We start from the raw sequence: 20,515 nt of genomic DNA, 5'->3' as shown, positions 1-20,515 counted from the left end.
GGGCCGGTCTCGGCCCGGGGTCATGGCGTGGCTCGGTCGGAATGGCCTGGTTGGAATGGCCTGGTTGGAGCGACTCAGCTGCCGCCGTCTGGGACGGATGCCGGGGATGCGTGCTCCCCCAGGCGCGCGGCTCGGGCCGCGAGGGTGTCGAGCGCCCGCGTCCACGAGTCCGCGAGGCCGCGCAGGACCGACGCTGGCGGGCCGTCCGGCCCGACGGACCACCGCGCGCCGAGCTCCGGGCCGTCCGGGCCGTCGACGGCCCGGACGATCAGGCTGAGCGGGAACGGGTCGGGCTGGTCCGCGTTCCAGTCGGCGAACAGCTCCTCGTCCTCGGCGGCGACCGACCAGTCCGTGGCCTCGCCCCGCGTCAGCCGGCCCACATAGTTCAGGTAGACGGTGGGCGGTGGCGCCGCCGCGAGGACCGGCGCGGTCCGCGGGTTGAGGAAGCGCAGCATGCTGTAGCCGGTTCCACCGTCGGGGATCTGGCCCATGAGGGCGCGCACGCGTGCCACCGTGGCGTCCACGGAACGGTCACCGAGGACGGCGCCGTCGTCATCGGCGCGCTCGAGCGGGAACGGGAACACCTCTGCGAGCCAGCCGACCGTCCGGGACAGGTCCAGGTCGTCGACGACCTGCTCCTGGCGGCCATGGGCCTGCACCGCGGCGACCATCGTCGACGAGCCGGCGCGGTCCGGCCGGGTCTGGTCGGCCACGGCCAGCGACAGCGCGGCGAGCAGGAGCTCGTCCACGCCGACCCCGAACGCGGCCGGAATTGTCGACAGCAGGGGCGCCGCCCGCTCCGGCGGCAGGCTCACCGTGACCGCCGCCGGCTGGTTCTGGCCGCTCGGAGCGACCGGGCCGACCGCGTCCTCCTGGCCGGCCGCCGGGGCACCCGGGCCCGTCGGGTCCGCCGGTCCGGCCGGGTGCACGGTCCACACGACGGGCGTGGCACGGTCGAGCAGGCCCGACCAGAAGGGCAGCCGCCGGTCCGTCTCCGCCGCGCGCGCCCGCTCGTCGAGGCGGCGCGCCCATTCGGTGAACGAGACTTCGACGGGCGCGAGCCGGGGCCGCCCGCCCGCCGCCAGCGCGTTCGCCGCGGCCGCGAGGTCCTCCAGCACGATCGACCAGGAGACGCCGTCGATCAGCGCGTGATGGATGATCAGCAGCAGCCGGCCGGGGCGGGTGGCGCCCGCGTCCAGCCAGACGCAGCGCACGGTCTGCCCGTCGTCCGGATCGAGCTCGGCGTTCGCCGCCGCCGCGAGCCCGGCGACCAGCGCACGCCCGGCCGCGCTGTCGAAGCCCTCCCCCGCGGCGAGGTCGGCCGCGTCGACCCAGCGGACCCAGCGCCCGGCCTCGACGCCGCCGCGCGGCGCGATGGCCAGCGACCAGGCGGCACCGCCGTCGGCGCCCGTCGCCGCCGCGCCGTCCGGCAGCGGCCTGGCGGAGTCCGACCGGACGAGACGGGCCCGCAGGACGTCGTGGTGATCGACGACCGTCGTGATCGCCGCGACCAGCGTCGCCAGGTCGAGACCGGCGGGGGTGCGCAGCAGGACCGGCGAGGAGAAGGACGCGAACGCGAGGCGGCCGTCCGTCTCGGTGCCGCGGCCGCGCACCGCCTGCAGCGCCGGCGTCGGCGGGGCGACGACGACGCCGGCGGGTTCGGAGTCCGCCTCGGCCGTGCCGCCTGCCCGCCGGGCCGCGTCGCCCGCCGCCTGCCCGCCCGGCCCGGCCGGCCCGGCCGTCGTGACGGAGGACCGCGACGACGCGCGGGTGACGACGGTGGCGAGCGTCGCGGGAGTGCGGTGGCCGAACAGCAGCCGCGGGGTCACGGTGAGGCCCGCGGCGCGGATCCGGTTGACCAGCCGCATCGCGACGATGCTGTCGCCCCCGAGGGTGAAGAAGTCGTCGTCGACGCCGACCTCGTCGACCTTGAGCACCGCGGCGAACGCGGCGACCAGCGTCGCCTCGATCTCGTTCGCGGGAGCGCGCCCGGCCGCCGGTTCACCGACGCCACCGGCGGGCGGCGTCGACCGGTCCTCGTCCGGCCGGTCGGCGAGGTCCACCGTGCCGTCCGGGCGTCCGCCCGCACGGCCGCCAGCCCGATCCATCCACTCGTCCAGGCCGCCGATGTCCAGCGCGCTGACCGGTACCGGCCGGTCCGCGGCGACCGCGGCGAGAACGCGCAGCAGCAGCTCGCCGAGCCGGTCGGCGGTGGCGCGGTCGAACAGGTCGTCGCTGTAGCGGACGCCGACGACCATGCCGCCGTCGGCGCCGGTCCGCTCGAGGAAGTCGAAGGACAGGTCGAACTTGGCGCTCGCGGCCCGCACCGGTTCGGGATCGGCGCCCACGCCGTCGAAGGCCAGCTCGTCGACGGCGTCGGACGCCGCCAGGTACACGATCATGACCTGGAACAGCGGGTGGCGGCCCAGCAGCCGCGGCGGGTTGACGGCCTCCACGACCCGGTCGAAGGGCAGCTCCTGATGGTCGAAGGCGGCGAGGTCGCTGTCGCGGACCCGCCCCAGCAGCTCGCCGAACGTCGGGTCGCCCGACAGGTCGGTTCGCAGGACGACCGTGTTGAGGAAGAAGCCGACAAGGTCGTCGAGGCTGTCGTCGACGCGGCCGGAGACCGGGCTCCCGACCGGGATGTCGTCGCCCGCGCCCAGCCGGTGCAGCAGGGTCGCGGCGACGGCCCGCAGCACCATGAAAAGGCTGGCGTTGTGGGCTCGGCCGACGGCGCGCAGCGCGGCGACGCGCTCGGCGTCGATCGTCGTCTCGACGATCCCGCCGGCGTGGGTCGGCTCCTGCGGCCGGGCACGATCGGTCGGCAGCGCCAGCTCGGCCGGCAGGCCGGCGAGCTGCCGGCGCCAGAACTCCCGCGACGTGGCGGAGGGGCTCGTCGCGTCGGCCTCGTCGCCGAGCAGCTCGCGCTGCCACAGCGAGTAGTCGACGTACTGGACAGGCAGCGGCGCCCAGTCTGGCGTGGCGCCGCCGACCCGCGCCCGGTAGGCGACGGACAGGTCGCGGGCCAGCGGCCGGTCGGAGCCCTCGTCGGCGGCGATGTGGTGGATCAGGAACTGCGCGATGTGCAGGTCCGGCGAGCACCGGACTACGGTCACCCGCATCGGTGGCTCGCGCTCCAGGTCGAACGCGTAGGACGCGGCGACGGCCAGGACGTCCGCCAGCACCGGGTCGCCCGGTTCCGGCGCGGGCCGTCCGCCGCTGCGACCGCCGCCGGCCGCGGGCGCCCACTCGATGACGTCGAACGGGATCTCCGTGTCGGCCGGGTCGAGGATCCACTGGACCGGCTCGCCGCCGGGCGCGGGAAAGACCGTCCGCAGCGCCTCGTGCCTGGCGACGACGTCGCGCACCGCGGCGCGCAGCGCGGCCAGGTCCAGCGGGCCGGTCAGCCGCCAGGTGATCGGGATGTTGTACGTCGGGCTGGGACCCTCCACCTGCCCCAGCACCCACAGGCGCCGCTGCGCGAAGGACAGCGGTGGGTTCACCGGGCGCGCGGCGCGGCGGACCGCCGGGCGAGCGGCGCCGGCCTGGTCCATCCGCCGCGCGAGCCGGGCGACCGTCGGGTCCTCGAAGACCGCGCGGGGCGTGATCTCCGCGCCGAACGTCGACCGGATCGCGGCGCACAGCCGCATGACGAGCAGCGAGTGGCCACCCAGGGCGAAGAAGTCGTCGTCGGTCCCGACTCGTTCGACGCCGAGCACGGCCGCGAACCGCTCGGCCAGCAGCTCCTCCCGGGCGTCACGGGGACGCCGCCCGGCCGACGGCGCGGGCGCGACCGGCTCGGGCAGCGCCGAGCGGTCCAGCTTGCCGTTGACCGTGCGGGGCAGCCGGTCCAGCGCGATGAACGCCTGGGGAACCATGTACGCCGGCAGCGTCCGGGCCACGTACGCCCGGGCGGCCTCGACCAGGTCCGACCCGGCCGGCCTGACCGACCCGGCCGCGCCGGCCGGCCCTTCGGCGTCGCCCGCCGCGGCGGGCACGAGGTAGACGGCGAGCTGGAGCGCGGGCGGGGCGTCCGGGCGGAACCAGACCGCCGCCTGGGCGACGCCCGGCGCCGCCTCCAGCGCCCGTTCGATCTCGCCGAGCTCGACCCGGAACCCGCGCAGTTTGATCTGGTCGTCGGCGCGCCCGAGGAACGCGAGCGAGCCGTCGGGCCGGCGGCGCGCGAGGTCCCCGGTGCGGTACATGCGGTCCCCCGCCGCTCCGAACGGGTCGGCGACGAAACGGCCCGCCGTCAGGGCCGCGCGGCGCAGGTAGCCTCGGGCGAGCCCGGGACCGGACAGGTACAGCTCGCCCGCCACGCCGTCGGGAACGGGCCGCAGCGCGGCGTCCAGCAGGTAGGCACCGGTGTTCCCGATGGGCGCGGCCCAGCCGCCGCCAGCCCGGGCAGCCGGCTCGGCGACGTCCTCGGCCGCCAGGTCCGCGCCGTCAGCCGTCGGCCGTGGATCGTCACCCGCGCTGTGCCAGCCGTAGGCGTCGACCGAGTACTCCGTCGGTCCGTACAGGTCGTGGGCCACCGTCCCGGGCAGCGAGCGCAGCCGCTCCCACAGTGCCGGCGGGGTGGCCTCGCCGCCGACCAGGAGCACGCCCGGCCGGTGGCCCTCCGGACGCAGGAAACCGTTCCTGACCAGCTCCTGGAGGTAGGTCGGGGTCAGGTCGAGCACGTCGATCCGGGTCCGCTCGAGGTAGTCGACGAGGGCGGCCGCGTCCCGGGCGACCAGCTCGTCGACGACGTGTGTCTCGTGCCCGGCGAGCAGCCACAGCAGCGGCTCCCAGGAGCCGTCGAAGCTGAACGACGCCGCGTGCAGGACACGCTGGGCGCCCCGGTCGGGACCGGCGGCGCGCTCGGCCGGCGCGATGAGGTCGACCGCGTGCGAGGCGAAGAGGTTGACCAGCCCCTGGTGGGTGCCAACGACCGCCTTGGGGAGCCCGGTCGACCCCGAGGTGTAGATCACGCTGGCCGCGCCGGCCGGCTCGGGCCGGCGGCGGCGCGCCACCGAGCGGCCGACGGACTCGGGCGCGCCGCCGGACAGCGGGGCGTCGAGCGGTATGACGGCGGCCGCGACGGCGGGCAGCAGCCTTCCGAAGGCCTGGGTCGTGAGGACGGCCGCCGGCGCGGCGTCGGCCAGCAGGAACGCCAGTCGGTCCGCTGGCGCCTCGACGTCGATCGGCAGGTAGCTCGCGCCCGCCGCCAGCACGCCGAAGATCGCGGGAACCATCGACGCGCGAGGTAGCGCGAGCGCCACCACGGCCTCCGGGCCCGCGCCCAGGCGGGACACCACGTCCGCGATCCGGTCGACCTCGCGCCCCAGCTCCGCGAACGTCGTCCGGCCCTCGGCGGTGACCAGCGCGACCCGGTCGGGATACACGGCGACGGCCCGGGCAAGCAGGTCCGGCACCGTCGTCCCACTCGCCGCCGTCCCCGCGACAGCGGCGTCGGCGCTGGCGCTGGCGCTGGCGTCGGCATCGGCGTCGGCGCCGGCGCTCAGGTCGGGCAGCGCCCGCACCGGGCCGTGGGAGGCCCGCAGGGCGGCCGCGCGCTCGGCCTCGTCGACGATCTCCAGCCGGCTGACCGGCAGGTCCGGGTCGCGGACGATCTCGGCGAGCAGCCGGACCAGCCGGTCGGCCAGCCGGGCGCCGCTGTCCGGGTCGAGCACGTCGGTGGCGAACTCGACCAGCGCCGTGATCTCGTTGCGGGCCAACCGGTCGGCGAACGTCACGTCCAGGTCGAACTTGGCCGTACCGGCCTCGGGGCTGATCCAGGTCACCGGCCCGCCGAGCAGCTCCCGGTCGTCGTCGGCCAGGTGGTGGTAGCCGGCCATCACCTGGAACAGCGGGTTGATCCCGGGCACACGGCGCGGGTTGACCGCGGCGACGATGTCCTCGAACGGCAGGTCCTGGTGGTCGAAGGCGGCCAGGTCGGTCTGGCGGGTCCGGCCCAGCAGGCCCCGGAAGGTCGGGTCGCCGGTCAGGTCGGACCGGATCACCAGCGTGTTCACGAAGAAGCCGACGAGGCGGTCGAGGGCGGCGTCGGTCCGGCCGGCGATGGGCACGCCGATCGGGATGTCGTCGCCGGAGCCCAGCCGGTGCAGCAGGGTCGCGATGGCCGCGTGGGCGAGCATCGACATGCTCGTGCCGGTCGCCGCGCACAGGGCGCGCAGCCCGGTCGCCACCGGTGCGGGCAGGACACGGACCACCCGCGCGGACACGCCGTCCCGGTCGGCCGGGCGCGGCCGGTCCAGCGGCAGCGGGACCTCCTCCGGCAGGCCGCGCAGCGCCTCCAGCCAGAACGAGAGCTGTCTGGCGGCCAGGCCGTCCTCGTCGCCTGGCCCGCCGAGCAGGTCACGCTGCCAGAGCGTGTAGTCGGCGTACTGGACCGGCAGCGGCTCCCAGTCCGGCGCGTGCCCGGCGAGCCTCGCGGCGTAGGCGGCGTCCAGGTCGAGCAGGAACGGGCGGTCCGACCATTCGTCGGTCGCGATGTGGTGCAGGACGGCGACGAGCACGTCGGCGTCCGGGCAGCGCAGCAGGGCCATCCGCAGCGGCGCCTCGCGGGTCAGGTCGAACCGGCGTGCCGCGGACCGGGTGATCCAGCCGGTCACCTCCTCCGGGGCGCACCTGAGCACCTCGACGCCGGGGTTCGCGTCGGCCGGGTCCAGGATCCGCTGGTAGGGCTCGCCGTCGATGACGTCGATGACCGTGCGCAGGGCCTCGTGCCGGCCGAGGAGGTCGGTGACGGCGGCGCGCAGCGCGGCGATGTCGAGGCGGCCACCGGTCCGGAACGCGAGCGGGTAGTTGTAGGCATCGGTACCGCCCGCCAGCGCCTCGACGAGCCAGAGGCGCCGCTGTGCCGGCGAGAGCGGGATCCGCTCGGGCCGTCGCGCCGGGACGAGCGGCGGGCGCTTCGCCACGGTGCGGCTGGCGACCTTCGCCGCCAGCGCCTCGACCGTCGGCGCGTCGAACAGGTCGCGGATGGCGAGCTCCGTGTCGAGCGCCGTCCGGGCGCGGCTGATCACCCGGGTGGCGAGCAGGGAATGGCCGCCGAGGGCGAAGAAGTCGTCGTCCGCGCCCACCTCGGGCAGGCCGAGGACGTCGGCGAACAGCTCCGCGAGGGTCCGTTCGACGGCGGTGGCCGGCGCCCGGCCCGAGCTCGGCGCCGCGGCCGCCTCGGCCGGCGGCAGCGCCGCCAGGTCGAGCTTGCCGTTGGCGTTGCGGGGAATGGCCGGCAGCGGCACGAACGCCGACGGGACGAGGTAGTCCGGGAGGACGGCGGCCAGGTCGGAACGGAGGCGCCCGACGAGCGCGCCGGCGGCGCGGGCCGACGTCGGGTCGTTCGTCAGCGCCGCCCCGGGACGCGGCCGGCTGGCCGGGTCCGCGGCCGGCCGGGTCACCGGGAGAGCCGCCGGCCCCGAGCCGCGCACCAGCATGGCGTCGAGCCGGCCGGCGTCGTCGGGGCGCGGCGCCAGGGCCGCCTCGTAGCCCAGCTCGTCGGCCAGCGCGTAGAGGTCGTGCGGGTCGACGGCGCCGCCCTCGGCGTCCGCCGAGCCCGCTCGGCCCGGCGCGCCCGCCAAGCCGACCGGGTCGAGTCCCGCCGCGGCGAGGTCCGCGGCGACGCGGGCGTCCGGGATCGCCGTGAGGCGGATCCGCTCCGGCCGACGGGCGCGCACGAGCGCGCCGAACTCGTCCAGGCCGCGCACGTCGACGCCCCAGGCCGCGACGAGCGGCTCCGGCTCGGCGCCGGGCACCGCGGCGGCCGGCTCCGTGCCAGTGGCAGCATCCGCCTGGGCGGGGCGGCGCAGCACGACGTCGTAGCGGTGCTGGGTGAGCTCGTCGCGGTGACGTCCCCGCCGGACCCGGACGCACACCTCGAGATCGGCGGCCTGGGCCAGGCCGGCGAAGAACGCCGGCGCGACCACCAGCTCCTTCTCCAGCAGGACGCGCCGGTCGACGGCCGCCGCGAGCCGGGCCGGTTCCGGGCCGGGGCGCACGGGCGCGGTGGCGGCGGGCGACTGGCCGGAGCGGGCGAGCTCGATCGCGCTGTGGAACACGCGCAGCCGGCCCAGATCCCGCACGTCGCCGACGAACAGCGAGCCGCCAGGGGCGAGCAGGTCGAGCGCGCCGCGCAGCACCGTGCGCAGGTAGTCGGCGCTCGGGAAGTACTGGATCACCGAGTTGATGACGATCGTGTCGAAGAACGCCGTCGGCAGCCCGTCGGTCACGTGGGCCGGCTGGTGGCGCAGCTCGACCCGGCCGAAGCGGGCGGGGTCGGAGGCGAGCTCGGCGCGCAGCTTCTCGAGGACGGGAGCGGCGAAGTCCGTACCCCAGTACTCCTCGCGGCCGGGGGCCAGCTGCCCGAGCAGCAGGCCGGTGCCGACGCCGATCTCCAGCACCCGCCGCGGCGCGAGCGCCCGGATCCGGTCGACGGTCCTCGCCCGCCACTCCCGCATGTTCTCCAGCGGGATCGGCTGGCTGTCGTAGCTGGAGTCCCAGCCGTCGAAGCTCTCGGCGCGCAGCGCGGTCGGGATCCGCTCGTACTCGTCGGTGTAGACCTGGCGCCACTCGCCGACCTGCTCGGCCTCGATCGCGGCCCGGTCGGCGGCCGACCGCTCGGCCGGCACGACGTAGGCGACGAGGCGCTTCGCCCCCGGCGTCGCCGGGTCGTCGGTCGCGATCACGACGGACTGGCTGACCGCCTCGTGGGCGTCGACGGCGGCGGCGACCTCGCCGAGCTCGATGCGGTGGCCGCGGATCTTGACCTGGTCGTCGGTGCGGCCCAGGAAGTCGAGGTTGCCGTCGCCGGGCCGGCGGGTCACCAGGTCGCCGGTGCGGTACATCCGGCCGCCCGGGCGGGCCGGGTCGGCGACGAACCTGGTCGCGGTCAGGCCGAACTGGTCGAGGTAGCCGCGGGCGAGGCCGTCGCCGGCGATGTACAGCTCGCCGGGGACGCCGTCCGGCACGGGGCGTAGCCAGCGGTCGAGCACGTAGACCGAGGTGTTGCGGATCGGCCGCCCGACGGTCGGGGTCCGGCTGTCGGCGGTGGCGGCTCCGAGGGCGTTGATCGTGTACTCGGTCGGGCCGTAGAGGTTGTAGCCGGTCGTCCCGTCGGTGTCGCGCAGCCGGTTCCAGACCGAGTCGGGCACGGCCTCGCCGCCCAGCATGACCAGCGGCGGACGGTGGCGGTACCCGTTCGCAGGGGCGCCGTTCCGGCCCGGCATCCCGGCCGCGCGCGGCGCCGCCTCGCCGGGGGGCCGCGCGTCACCGGCGGGCGGCTGTCCGGTCCGCTCCAGCAGGCCGGCCTCGAACAGGTGGGCCGCGTAGGTGGGCGTGACGTTGACGACGTCGATCCGGTGGCGGTCGCAGTAGGCGACGAGGCCCTCGGCGTCGCGGCGCAGGTTCTCGTCGCAGATGTGCACCTCGTGGCCCTCGACGAGCCAGAGGAGCTCCTCCCACGACATGTCGAACGCGAACGAGACAGTGTGCGCGATCCGCAGCCGCCGGCCACGACCTCCCAGATCGGCTTCGCCGATCTGGCAGGAACCCCGAGTGGCCGCCACCGTCGGGTCGAAGATCTCGTCCCGGTGGTTGAGCCACATGTTCGTCAGGCCGCGGTAGGGGGTGACGACGCCCTTGGGCCGGCCGGTGGAGCCCGACGTGTAGATCACGTAGGCCGGGTGGTCGAGCCGGTCCGCGCGGTCGCGGGCGAAGGCACCGAGCTCGGCGTCCGACAGCGCGGCGGGCGAGGTCGCGGCGAGTTCGGCCCCGACGGCCTCGTCGTCGAGCACCAGCCAGGCCGGGGCGACCGGGTCCTGGCCATCGGCCGTCGCGTCCGAGGCCGTCGCGTCCGCGGCGGGCACGGCCGCGGCGGGCACCGCCGCGGCGGGCACGGCCGCCCCGCGGGCGCTCGCGTCCGTCACGACGGTGCGGGGCGCGTCCGCGCCGAGGCCGTCCGTCTCGCCGGTCAGGTAGTCGCCGGCCGCCCGGGTGGTGACCACCAGGCCGGCCCCGGCGTCGGCCACCATCGCCAGCAGGCGGGCGGGTGGGTGGTCCAGCTCCAGCGGCAGGTAGGCGGCGCCGGTGCGCAGGACGGCGAACAGCGCGACGACCATGTGCACCGTCCGCCCGATCCCCAGGGCCACCACGGTCTCCGGGCCGGCGCCGCGGCCGACCAGCAGCCGCGCCAGCCGGTTCACCCGGTCGTCGAGCTCGCGGTAGGTCAGCCGCTCGTCGCCGAGGACGAGCGCGACCTCGTCGCCGACGTCGCCGGCCCGTTCGGCGAGCAGGTCGGAGACGGTCCGGCCGCCGATCGGCAGTGCCGGCGCCGCCGCGGCGGCGAACCTGTCCCGCTCGGCGGGCAGCAGCAGGTCGAGGGAGCCGACCGGCGCGTCGAGCTGGCCGACCAGCACGTCGATCGTCGCGACGAGGCGGGCGAACAGCCCCTCGGCCACCTCCGGCGCGACCACGTCCGCGCGGTACTCCAGCCGGGCGGTGATCCGCGCCCCCGGGAACAGGACGAACGTCAGCGGGTAGTGGGTGTGGTCCAGGCTGCCGCCGCCGATGATCCCGTGGCGGGCGGTCGTCTGGTCGTTCGCGACCTCGTCGATGAAGTTCTGCAGGACGTAGAGGGTGTCGAACAGCACCGGGTGGCCGCCGGCCCGCTGGATGTCGCCGAGACCGAGGTACTCGTGGTCCAGCAGGTCGAGGCGCTGCTCCGAGACCCGGCGCAGCAGCTCGCCGACGGTCTCGCGCGGGTCGAGCCGGACCCGCACCGGGACGGTGTTCAGGAACAGTCCGACGACCTCGTCGATCCCGTCGAGCTCCGTCGGGCGGCCCGCGACGGTCGTCCCGAACACGACGTCGTCCGTCCCCGTCGCGGTCGCCAGCACCAGCGCGAGCGCGGCGTTGAAGACCGTGTTCAGGGTGACGCCGTGGGCGCGGGCGGCCGCGCGCGCCGCGCTCGCCGTCGCCTCGGGCAGCTCGGCGGTGATCCGGACCGGCGCGACCGGCGGCAGGCCCCGTGCCGCCGGTACCACCAGCGTCGGGCCCTCCAGGTCGGCGAGCGCCGAGCGCCAGGCCTTCTCGGACGCGGCGATGTCCCGCTGGCGCAGCCAGACCAGGTAGTCCCGGAACGAGCCTCGCGGCGCGGGCGGGGCCGCCGAGCCCGGCGTGTCGGCGTCGGCGTCGGCGGCGGCGGCGTCGGCGTCGGCGTAGAGGTCGAGCAGCCCCTCGACGAACAGGGCGCCCGACCAGCCGTCCCACAGCAGCACCTGGCGGTTGACGACGAGCCGGTCGCGTCCCTCGCCCAGGTGGATCAGGGTCAGGCGGAACAGCGGCGGCCGGGCGACCTCGAACGGGCGGGCCCGGTCGGCCGCGGCGATCCGGTCCGCCTCGGCCGCCCGCTCGGGCTCGGCCAGGCCGGCGAGGTCGATCTCGTCGACCGGCGCGGGCAGCTCGCGCGCGATGACCTGTACCGGGCGGGGCAGGCCGTCGGACAGGAAGCCCGCGCGCAGGGTCGGGGTCCGGGCCATGAGGACCTGGCAGGCGCGGCGCAGCCGCTCGGCGTCGAGCCGACGGTCGAAGTCGAACGTGAACTGGGCGGTGTACGCGTCGCTGGTCTGGTCGAGGGCCGAGTGGAAGTACAGGCCCTCCTGCAGCGGCGAGAGCGGCCAGACGTCCTCGACCTCCGCCGGGAACGCGCCGGCGATCCGCGCCGCGTCCCGCTCCGCGAGCGCGAGCAGCTCGACCGGTGGCTCGGCGGTGGCCGGCCCGGCCGTCGCCCCTGTCGCCATCGCCGCGGTGGTGACGGTGCCCGCGGTGGTGGCGACGGTGGCAGCCGCCGCCGGCGCGAGCGCGGCCAGTTCGCGCAGGGCGTCGACGAAGCCGTCGGCGATGCGCGCCGTCTCGTCCGCCGCGAGCACCGTCGTCAGGTAGGTGAACGTCGCGCGCAGCACCGGCCCGTCGGCGGTCTCGACGCAGACCGCGTCGACGGTCAGCGGGTAGCCCACGCCCAGGCCGGGGTCGGGCCTGGCCGCGAGGGCGTCGAACTCCTCGGCCGGCCCCCAGTCGGCCCGGCGGTCCGCGCCGAACCGGCCCAGGTAGTTGAACAGCACCTGGGCCTGCCCGGCGCGGGCGAGCGCCGGGCCGGCCAGCGGGCTGGCGTAGCGCAGCATGCCGAAGCCGACGCCGCCGTCGGGCGTGGCCCGCAGCCGCGCCGTCACGTCGGCGAGCGTCGCCCGCGCCCGCGCCCCGGCCGGCGCCAGCCTGACCGGCGCGATGCTGGTGAACCAGCCGACGGTCCTGGCGAGGTCCACGCCGGGGACGATCTCCTCGCGGCCGTGGCGTTCGAGGTCGACGAGAAGGTCGCCGTCGACGTCATCCTTGCCGGCCGCCGGCTCGCCGTTGGGCTGGCCGTACGCCCGCGTGGCCGGGACGGCCAGCCGCAGGCCGGCGAGCAGCACGTCGGTGACCTCGGCGCCCGTCGCGACGGGGACGCCGGTGAGCAGGGCGGCCGTGACGGCCGGCGGCAGCTCGACGACCAGGCTCGCGGTGTCGGCGACCGTGCCCACGGCGCCCGGCCCTGGCCGGGGCTCGGCCAGGCCGCCGGAAGCGGCCACCGGCCTTGCCGGCTCCGCGAAGGGCCGCCCGCCCGGCGCGAGCGTCTCCAGCCAGTGGGACAGCTCGCCGAGCCGGGCCGGCGCCGCCGCCTGCTCGCCGAGGAGCTGGCTGAAGGCACGCAGCGACGTGCCGACCGCGTCGAGCGCGGGCCGGCCGCCGGAGCGGGCCGCGAGGTACGCCGTCTCCAGGTCGGCGAGCAGGATCCGCCACGACACGCCGTCGACGACGAGGTGATGGGCGACGAGGACCAGCCGGCCGGGCTCGTCGGGGCCGGCGTCGAGCCAGACCGCGCGCAGCATCACCCCGGCGTCCGGGTCGAGGCGGCCGGCGGCCGAGCCGGAGGCGGCGGTGATGACGGCGCGGCGCGCGGTCGGGTCGAGTCCGGTGACGTCGATCCGGGTCAGCGGGTCGGCGTCCGCCGCCCCGCCCGCGGTGGTTGTGTCCCCCGCCGAGACCGCGCCCCGCGCGGCCGCGTCGCCAGCCTCGGGCGCGGCCGGGTCGATCTGGAGCAGCCACACGCCGGGCGCGGGGCGCAGCAGCCGGGAGCGCAGGCCGTCGTGGTGCGCGACCAGCGCGGCGAGTGCCGCTCGCAGCGCGGCCTCGTCGGTGCCGGCCGGCGTCCGGGCGAGGAACGCCTGGTTGAACCGCCGGATCTCCCCGCCCCATTCGGCGAGCCGGGCCACGATCGGCAGGGGGGTGAAGATCCCGGTGGCCGTCGCGTCGAAGGTCGCGGCCGCAGTCGCAGTCGCAGTCGCAGTCGCCGCCACGGTGGCGGACTCGTCAGCCGCCGCCGGCTGGGCGGACCCGGTCTCCAGGACCGGTTCGGGCACGGCGGCGCGGCCCGCGACCAGCGCGGCGAGCGCCGCCGGCGTCCGCTGGACGAAGACCTCCCGCGGGGTGAGCTCGACGCCCTCACGCCGGCCCCGGTTGACGAGCTGGATCGCGAGGATGCTGTCGCCGCCGAGGGCGAGGAAGTCGTCGTCGACGCCGACCCGGTCGAGGCCGAGCACGGCGGCGAACACCGCGCACAGCGCCCGCTCCAGGTCGGTGCCACCGTGGCGCGCCGACGTGGCGGCGGTCAGGTCGGGTGCTGGCAGCGCGGCCCGGTCGAGCTTCCCGTTGCCGGTCAGGGGCAGCGCGTCCAGGGTGACGACCGCCGCCGGGACCATGAAGTCGGGCAGCGCCGCCGCGGCCCGGGCCCGCAGCGCCGCGCCGTCGACGTGGTGGCCCGCGCGGGCAACGACGTAGGCGACGAGCCTGCGCCGGGCCGCGCCGTCCTCCCGGGCGATGACGACGACCCGCTCCACCGCCGGGTCCGCGGCGAGGACGGCCTCGATCTCGCCCGGCTCGATCCGGAAGCCGCGGATCTTGACCTGGTCGTCGGCCCGGCCCAGGTAGGCGAGCGAGCCGTCGTCGCCCAGCCGGGCGAGGTCGCCGGTGCGGTACATCCGGTCGCCGGGCTCGCCGTACGGGTCGGCCACGAACCGGGTCGACGTCAGGGCGGACCGTCCCAGGTAGCCGCGCGCGAGCTGGCCGCCGCTGACGTAGATCTCGCCGGCGACGCCGGGCGGCACCGGGGCGAGGTGGCGGTCGAGGAGCCGCGCGCGCAGGCCGCGCAGCGGCTCGCCGATCAGGCCGTGCCGCCCGGCGGCCGCGTCGGCCCGACCGAGCCGCAGGTACGTGACGTGCACCGTCGTCTCGGTGATCCCGTACATGTTGACCAGGGCCGGGGCGTCCGGGTGGCGCTCGTACCACGGGGCGAGCCGGCCGACCTCCAGCGCCTCGCCGCCGAAGATGACGAGGCGAAGGCGCAGGCCGCCGCCATCGCCGCGGTCCGCGCCATCGCCGGCGGCCGCCTCGGCCGCCATCAGCGCGCCGAAGGCCGACGGCGTCTGGTTCAGGACGGTGACGGACTCCCGCCGCAGCAGGGCGAGGAACTGCTCGGGCGAACGGGAGACGTCGTGGTCGACGACGACGAGCCGGCCGCCGTGCAGCAGCGGCCCCCACAGCTCCCAGACCGAGAAGTCGAACGACACCGAGTGGAACAGCGTCCACACGTCCGAGGAGTCGAAGTGGAAGTGGTCCCGGCTGTCGGCGAACAGGCGCACCACGTTGCGGTGCGGGATCAGGGCGCCCTTCGGCCGGCCGGTCGAGCCGGAGGTGTAGATGACGTACGCGAGGCTGTCCGCCCGCGCGCGCCCGTCCGCGCCGGCCGAGGCCGGCGGGGTGGACGCGGCCGGCGGCTGCTCGGCGAGGGCCGCGACGACCAGCGGGTCGTCCAGCGCGATCAGGGGAACGCCCGTACGGGTCGGCAGGGTCACCCGGGTCGCCGCGGTGGTCACCGCGCACACGGGCGCGGCGTCGCGCAGCATGAACGCGATCCGGTCCGCGGGGTAGGCCGGGTCGACCGGCAGGTAGGCGCCGCCGGCCTTCTGCACCGCCAGCAGGGTCACGACCAGGTCGGTCGACCGGGGCAGCGCGACCGCCACGATCGACTCCGGCCCGACGCCCCGCCCGCGCAGCAGCAGCGCGAGCCGGGAGGCGCGGGCGTCGAGGTCGGCGTAGGTGAGCTCCCCGTCGCGCCAGCGCAGCGCCACCGCGTCCGGGGTCCGGCGGGCCTGGGCCTCGAAGAGATCGGGCAGGGTGGCGTCCGCGCCCCAGTCGCCGTGGCGGGGTGCCGGGGTGAGCGCGGCCTGGGCGCGCGCGGCCGGTGCCAGGGCGGCGACGGCGCCGATCGGCCGGTCCGGGTCGGCGGCGATCTCTCCGAGCAGGGCGAGCATGCGGTCGGCGAGGCCGGCGACCGTCGCGTCGTCGAGGACGCCGCGCTGGTAGCCGAAGGTCAGCCGTGGCCGGTCGCCGGGGATCACCCTGATCGTCAGCGCGTAGTGGGTGGCGTCGTGCCCGTCGACCGCGGCGAGCCGCGGCCCGCCCGGCGGGATCAGCGTGGCCGCGTCGAACGGGTAGGACTCGAGCACCAGCAGGGTGTCGAACAGGTCCCCGTGGCCGGCCAGGGCCTGGATGTCGGCCAGGCCGACGTGCTGGTGGGCGAACAGCCGGCCCTGGGCCGCCTGGACGTCGGCCATGAGCGCGGCGAACGTCCGGTCGGCGGTGACCGTGGCCCGGACCGGGACGGTGGTGACGAACAGGCCGATCATGGCGTCGACGCCGGTCAGCTCCGGCGGCCGGCCGGCGGTCGCCGCGCCGAGGACGACGTCGTCGCGGCCGGTCGCCCGCGCGAGCAGCACCGCGTGGGCCGCCCGCAGCACCGTGCTCAGCGTCAGGCCGCGCTCGCGGCCGAGCGCGGCGAGCCGGTCGGCCAGCTCCGGGTCGATCTCGCGGTCGACGGCGGACGCCGGGCCTGGTTCGTCGGCGCCCATCGGCTGGGCGGCCGGTCCGGCGGGCGCGGCGGCGCGGTGCCCGGCGCCGGGTGCCAGCAGGGTCGGTCCCTCGAGGCCGGCGAGCTCCGCGCTCCACGCCGCGCGCGCGGCGTCCCGGTCCTGAGCGCCCAGCCAGCGCAGGTAGTCCGCGTAGGGGCGGGCGGCCGACGGGCGCGGCGCCGCCGCCGTGGCGCGGGCGGAGCCGTCGACCGCGTCGGAGTCCGCGCCGCCGTTGGAGTTCGCGCCGCCGTTGGAGTGCGCCCCGCCGTTGGAGTTCGCGCCGCCGTTGAAGCTGGCGGACGGGTCGGCGGCCAGCGCGAACAGCTCGCGCAGCAGGAGCGGCAGCGACCAGCCGTCGACGACGAGGTGGTGGGCGCAGACCGCCAGCCGGGCGCTGTCCGGCCCGGTGCGGACCCACAGGAAGCGGATGAGCGGGGGCGCCCCCAGGTCGAACCGCGCGGCCCGGTCGTCCGCGACCAGCCGGTCCGCCTCGGTCGCCCGCTCGGCGGCGGGCCAGGCGGACAGGTCGACGACGGTCCACTCCGGCTCGGCGTGGGCCAGGATCGCCTGGGCCGGCGCCCGGCCGTCGGCGAGGACGGCGGCGCGCAGGATGGCGTGCCGGGCGATCAGCGTCCGCGACGCGGCGCGCAGGCGGTCGAGGTCGAGGTCGCCCATCAGGTCCAGGACGAACTGGATCACGTAGACGTCCGGCGTGTCGTCACCGTCGACGAGGCGGTGGAACAGCATCCCCGCCTGCGACGGCGACAGCGGCCACACCTCGGTCAGCTCGGGCAGCCGGCCACGCCAGCGGGCGAGGTCCACCGGGTCCACAGGTGCCAGCTCCGCGAGGTCCGGCTCGGCCAGGGGCACCCGCCGCGCGGGGAGAACCTGCCCCGCCTCGGCCGTCTGCCCGGTCGTGGCTGTGGCCGTGGCAGCCGCGGCGGCATCCGCCACCGCGGCGAGCCCGGCGACGGTCGGCGTGCTGAACACGTCGGCCAGCGCGACCGGCACGCCGGCGGCGGCTGCCCGGGTGACCACGGCGAAGGCCAGGATGCTGTCCCCGCCCCGGTGGAAGAACGAGTCGTCGACGCCGATCTCCGGCTGGCCGAGCACGGCCGCGAAGACGTCCCGCAGGACCGTCTCCGTCCTGGTCACCGGGGCCCGGCCGGCCCGGGCCGCCGCCGCGAAGTCGGGAGCGGGCAGGCCGCCGCGGTCCAGCTTCCCGCTCGTGTTGGTGGGCAGGGCGGGCAGCGTCACGAAGGCCGCCGGCACCATGTAGTCGGGCAGGAAGGCCGCCGCGTGCGCGCGGAGCCGGTCCACCAGCGGCTCGCCTGCCGCCTGGTCCTCGCCGGGCTCCCCGGCGGGGTCGGCCGGGCTCGGCTCGTCGGCAGGGTCGGCCGCGCCCGCCGCCGGAACGACGTAGGCCACCAGCGCGCGCCCGGCCGGCCCGTCCTCGCGGACGACGACCGCGCAGCGCGCGACCGCCGGGTGGCGTTCGAGCACCGCCTCGATCTCGCCCGGCTCGATCCGGAAGCCGCGCACCTTCACCTGGTCGTCCGAGCGGCCGGCCACGACCAGCTCGCCCGCCGCGGTCCAGTGCGCGAGGTCGCCGGTGCGGTACATCCGCTCGCCGGCGTCGAAGGGGCTCGCGACGAAGCGGGACGCGGTCAGTGCCGGCCGGCCGAGGTAGCCGTGGGCGACGAAGACGCCGGCGATGTACAGCTCGCCCACGGCTCCGGGCGGCAGCGGCATGAGCGCGCCGTCCAGCACGTAGGCCCGGGTGTTGCGCAGCAGCCGGCCGACCGGCGGGAGCCCACCGCCCGCACTGGTGTCGCGCCAGGGGCCCGCCGTCACCCAGACCGCCGTCTCGGTCGGCCCGTACAGGTTGGTGACGCTGCCCGCGCGCGCGGAGAGCTCCCGGGCGAGGCTCGCCGGCATCGGTTCGCCGCCGCACAGGGCACGCACCCCTGGAAACGCCGCGGGGGTGGCGTCGAGGATGGACCGCCACCGCGACGGAGTCGCCTGGGCCACCGTGACCTCGCCGGCGGTCAGCGGCCGGGCCAGCTGGGACGGGTCGCGGGCGGTCTCGTCGTCGACGAGGTGGATCGAGGCGCCGACGGTGAGCGGCGCGAGCAGCTCGAGCGTGCTCGGGTCGAAGGTCAGGGTCGTCGCGGCCAGCACCCGGTCGTCCGGCCCGATGCTCACCGCGTCGGCGATGGACGCCAGGAAGCTGCCGAGCGACCGGTGGCTGAGCGGGACGCCCTTGGGTCGGCCGGTCGATCCCGAGGTGTAGATCACGTACACCACGTCGTCCAGGCCGACGGCCGGCGGCCACGCCGCGGCGACCGCCGCGGTCTCGAGCTCGAGCTCGAGCTCGGGCTCGGGCTCGGGCTCGGGCTCGGCCGCGAGTTCAGGCTCGGCCGCGGACTCAGGCTCGGCCTCGGGCTCGTCGAGGAGCACGAGCTCCATGCCGGGCACGACCGGGATCCGCGCGGCGAGGGCGCGGGTGGTCACCACGATCGCCGGGGCCGCGTCCTCGATCATGAACGCGATCCGGTCGGCCGGGTAGTCGGGGCCGATCGGCAGGTAGGCGGCGCCGGCGCGGCCGATGCCGGCCAGCGCGACGAGCAGGTCGGCGCGGCGGGGCAGCACGATCCCGACGACGGAGCCGGGCCTGGCCCCTCGGCTCGCCAGCCGGCGGCCGAACGTGTCGGCCGCGGCGGCGAGCTCGCCGTAGGTCAGCGTCCGCCCGGGCGTGACCAGCGCGGTCCGGCCGGGGCCGCGGCTCGCCCAGGCGTCGAACAGCGCCATCCACGGCTCGGCGGGGCCCGGTCCGGCGGTGTCGTTCCAGGCGCGCAGGACCTGGTCACGTTCGGCCGGGCCGAGCAGGTCGGCCGAGCCGATCGGCGCGGCGGGGTCGGCGACCACGCGGGYCAGCAGCCGCTCCAGCCTCGGGCCGACGGCGCCCGCGAACGCCGCCGACACGGTCGCCGGCTGGTAGGTCGTCTCCAGCTCCAGCGAGTCGGGGCCGCCCGCGTCCCCGCCGAGCTCGGCCACCACCATCAGCGGGAACTGGGCGGTTCCGTTGTGCAGTGGGCGGCGCTCGCCGCGCAGGTCGCCGCCGCCGGGGTCACGGCGGCGCAGCGCGGCGGCGGCCGGCGAGCGGACGCCGAACATCGTGCTGAACAGGCTGGACACCCCGTCGGAGCGGTCCGGGTTGACCGCGCGCACGACGTCGGCCAGGTCGACGTCGGCGTGGGCGAAGGCGCCCAGGCACGCCTCGCGGGCCCGTTCGAGCAGGTCGGTGAAGGTGTCGGCCGGCGCCACGGCCAGCCGGAGGCAGACGGTGTTGCCGAAGTAGCCGATGACGCCGTCGGTCGCGGCGGCGTCCCGGTTGACGACGGGCGAGCCGACGGTGACGTCGGTCGCCCCGGCGACCCGGTGGATCAGGGCGGCGTAGCCGGCGACCAGCACCATGAACGGCGTCACGCCGCGCGCGGCGGCGAACGCCCGGATCTGGCCGGCGAGCTCCGCCGGCGCGTGGTGGACGATCTGCCGGCCCGCGTCGCGGCGGCCGGCGGCGGCCGCGTCGGTCAGGCCGGGCAGGTCGCTGGCCGCGAGGGTGTCGGCCGCGCGGTCGTCGGGGGTCGGCTCGGGCAGGCGCACCGGCTCGGCGAGCGGGAGCAGCCGGTCCCGCCAGTAGGAAAGGCCCGCCGGCCGGACGGGCGGTTCGCCGTCCGGCGCGGCCGCGTCCAGGAACGGGGCGGAGCCGTCCGGCACGGCGTCCGGTGACGTGGCCGGGTCGCCGTCCACTCGGCCGTAGGCGGCGAGCAGGTCGCCGAAGAAGACGTCCCAGGAGGCGTCGTCCCAGGCGATGTGGTGGGCGGCGAGCGCCAGCGTGTGCCGCAGCGGGCCGTGCCGCAGGACTGTGACCCGTAGCGGCGACTCCGCGGTCAGGTCGAACGGGCGCCGGGCGGCGCGCAGGGCGATCTCCCGCGCGCGCCCGTCACGGTCCTCGGCGGGGTCGGCCGGCTCGGCGGACCCGGCCGGCTCGGCGGACAGGTCGACGCTGAGCCAGGCCGGTTCGACGTCGTCCCGAAGCACCTGTTCCAGCCGCCCGTCCGGCGTGACCTGGTACGTCGTGCGCAGGATCTCGTGCTGTCGCGCGACCGTGAGCAGCGCGCGGCGCAGCGCCTCCGTGTCGAGCGGTCCGGTGAGCTCGAAGGCGGCCGAGATCGTGTACGCGGCGCTCCCGGGGTCGAGCCGCGACAGGAACCACATCCGCCGCTGTCCCGGGCTGACCGGGTAGCCCCGCCCGGGCTCGCGCCGGGTCCGGCCGCCGGCGCCGTCAACCACCTCGCGCGTCAGCCGCTCGGCGGCCAGCCGGCGGCGGAGCAGCTCGCGCTTGCGCTGCGCGGAGTCGGGACTTGCCACGGTGCACGTCCTTCCGGTGGTGCCGGCATCGAGGGGCTGGGGGCGGCGCAGGTGTGGCTGGGTGACGGGCGGCGGGC

Annotated in this window: 1 protein-coding gene; it reads right to left on the bottom strand. The window is 77.0% G+C overall.

The features are described 5' to 3' along the window. Positions 1-74 precede the first annotated feature (74 nt). Positions 75-20,438 carry a non-ribosomal peptide synthetase gene (locus tag BL253_RS04465; RefSeq protein WP_076813829.1) on the bottom strand — a complete coding sequence of 6,788 codons (20,364 nt, stop codon included), beginning with the start codon at positions 20,436-20,438 and terminating at the stop codon, positions 75-77. Positions 20,439-20,515: the final 77 nt, after the last annotated feature.

The organism is Pseudofrankia asymbiotica (assembly GCF_001983105.1).
Taxonomy (GTDB): Bacteria; Actinomycetota; Actinomycetes; order Frankiales; family Frankiaceae; genus Pseudofrankia; species Pseudofrankia asymbiotica.
The sequence above is the reverse complement of the archived record's forward strand: the minus strand, read 5'-3'. Positions and strand labels throughout refer to the sequence as shown.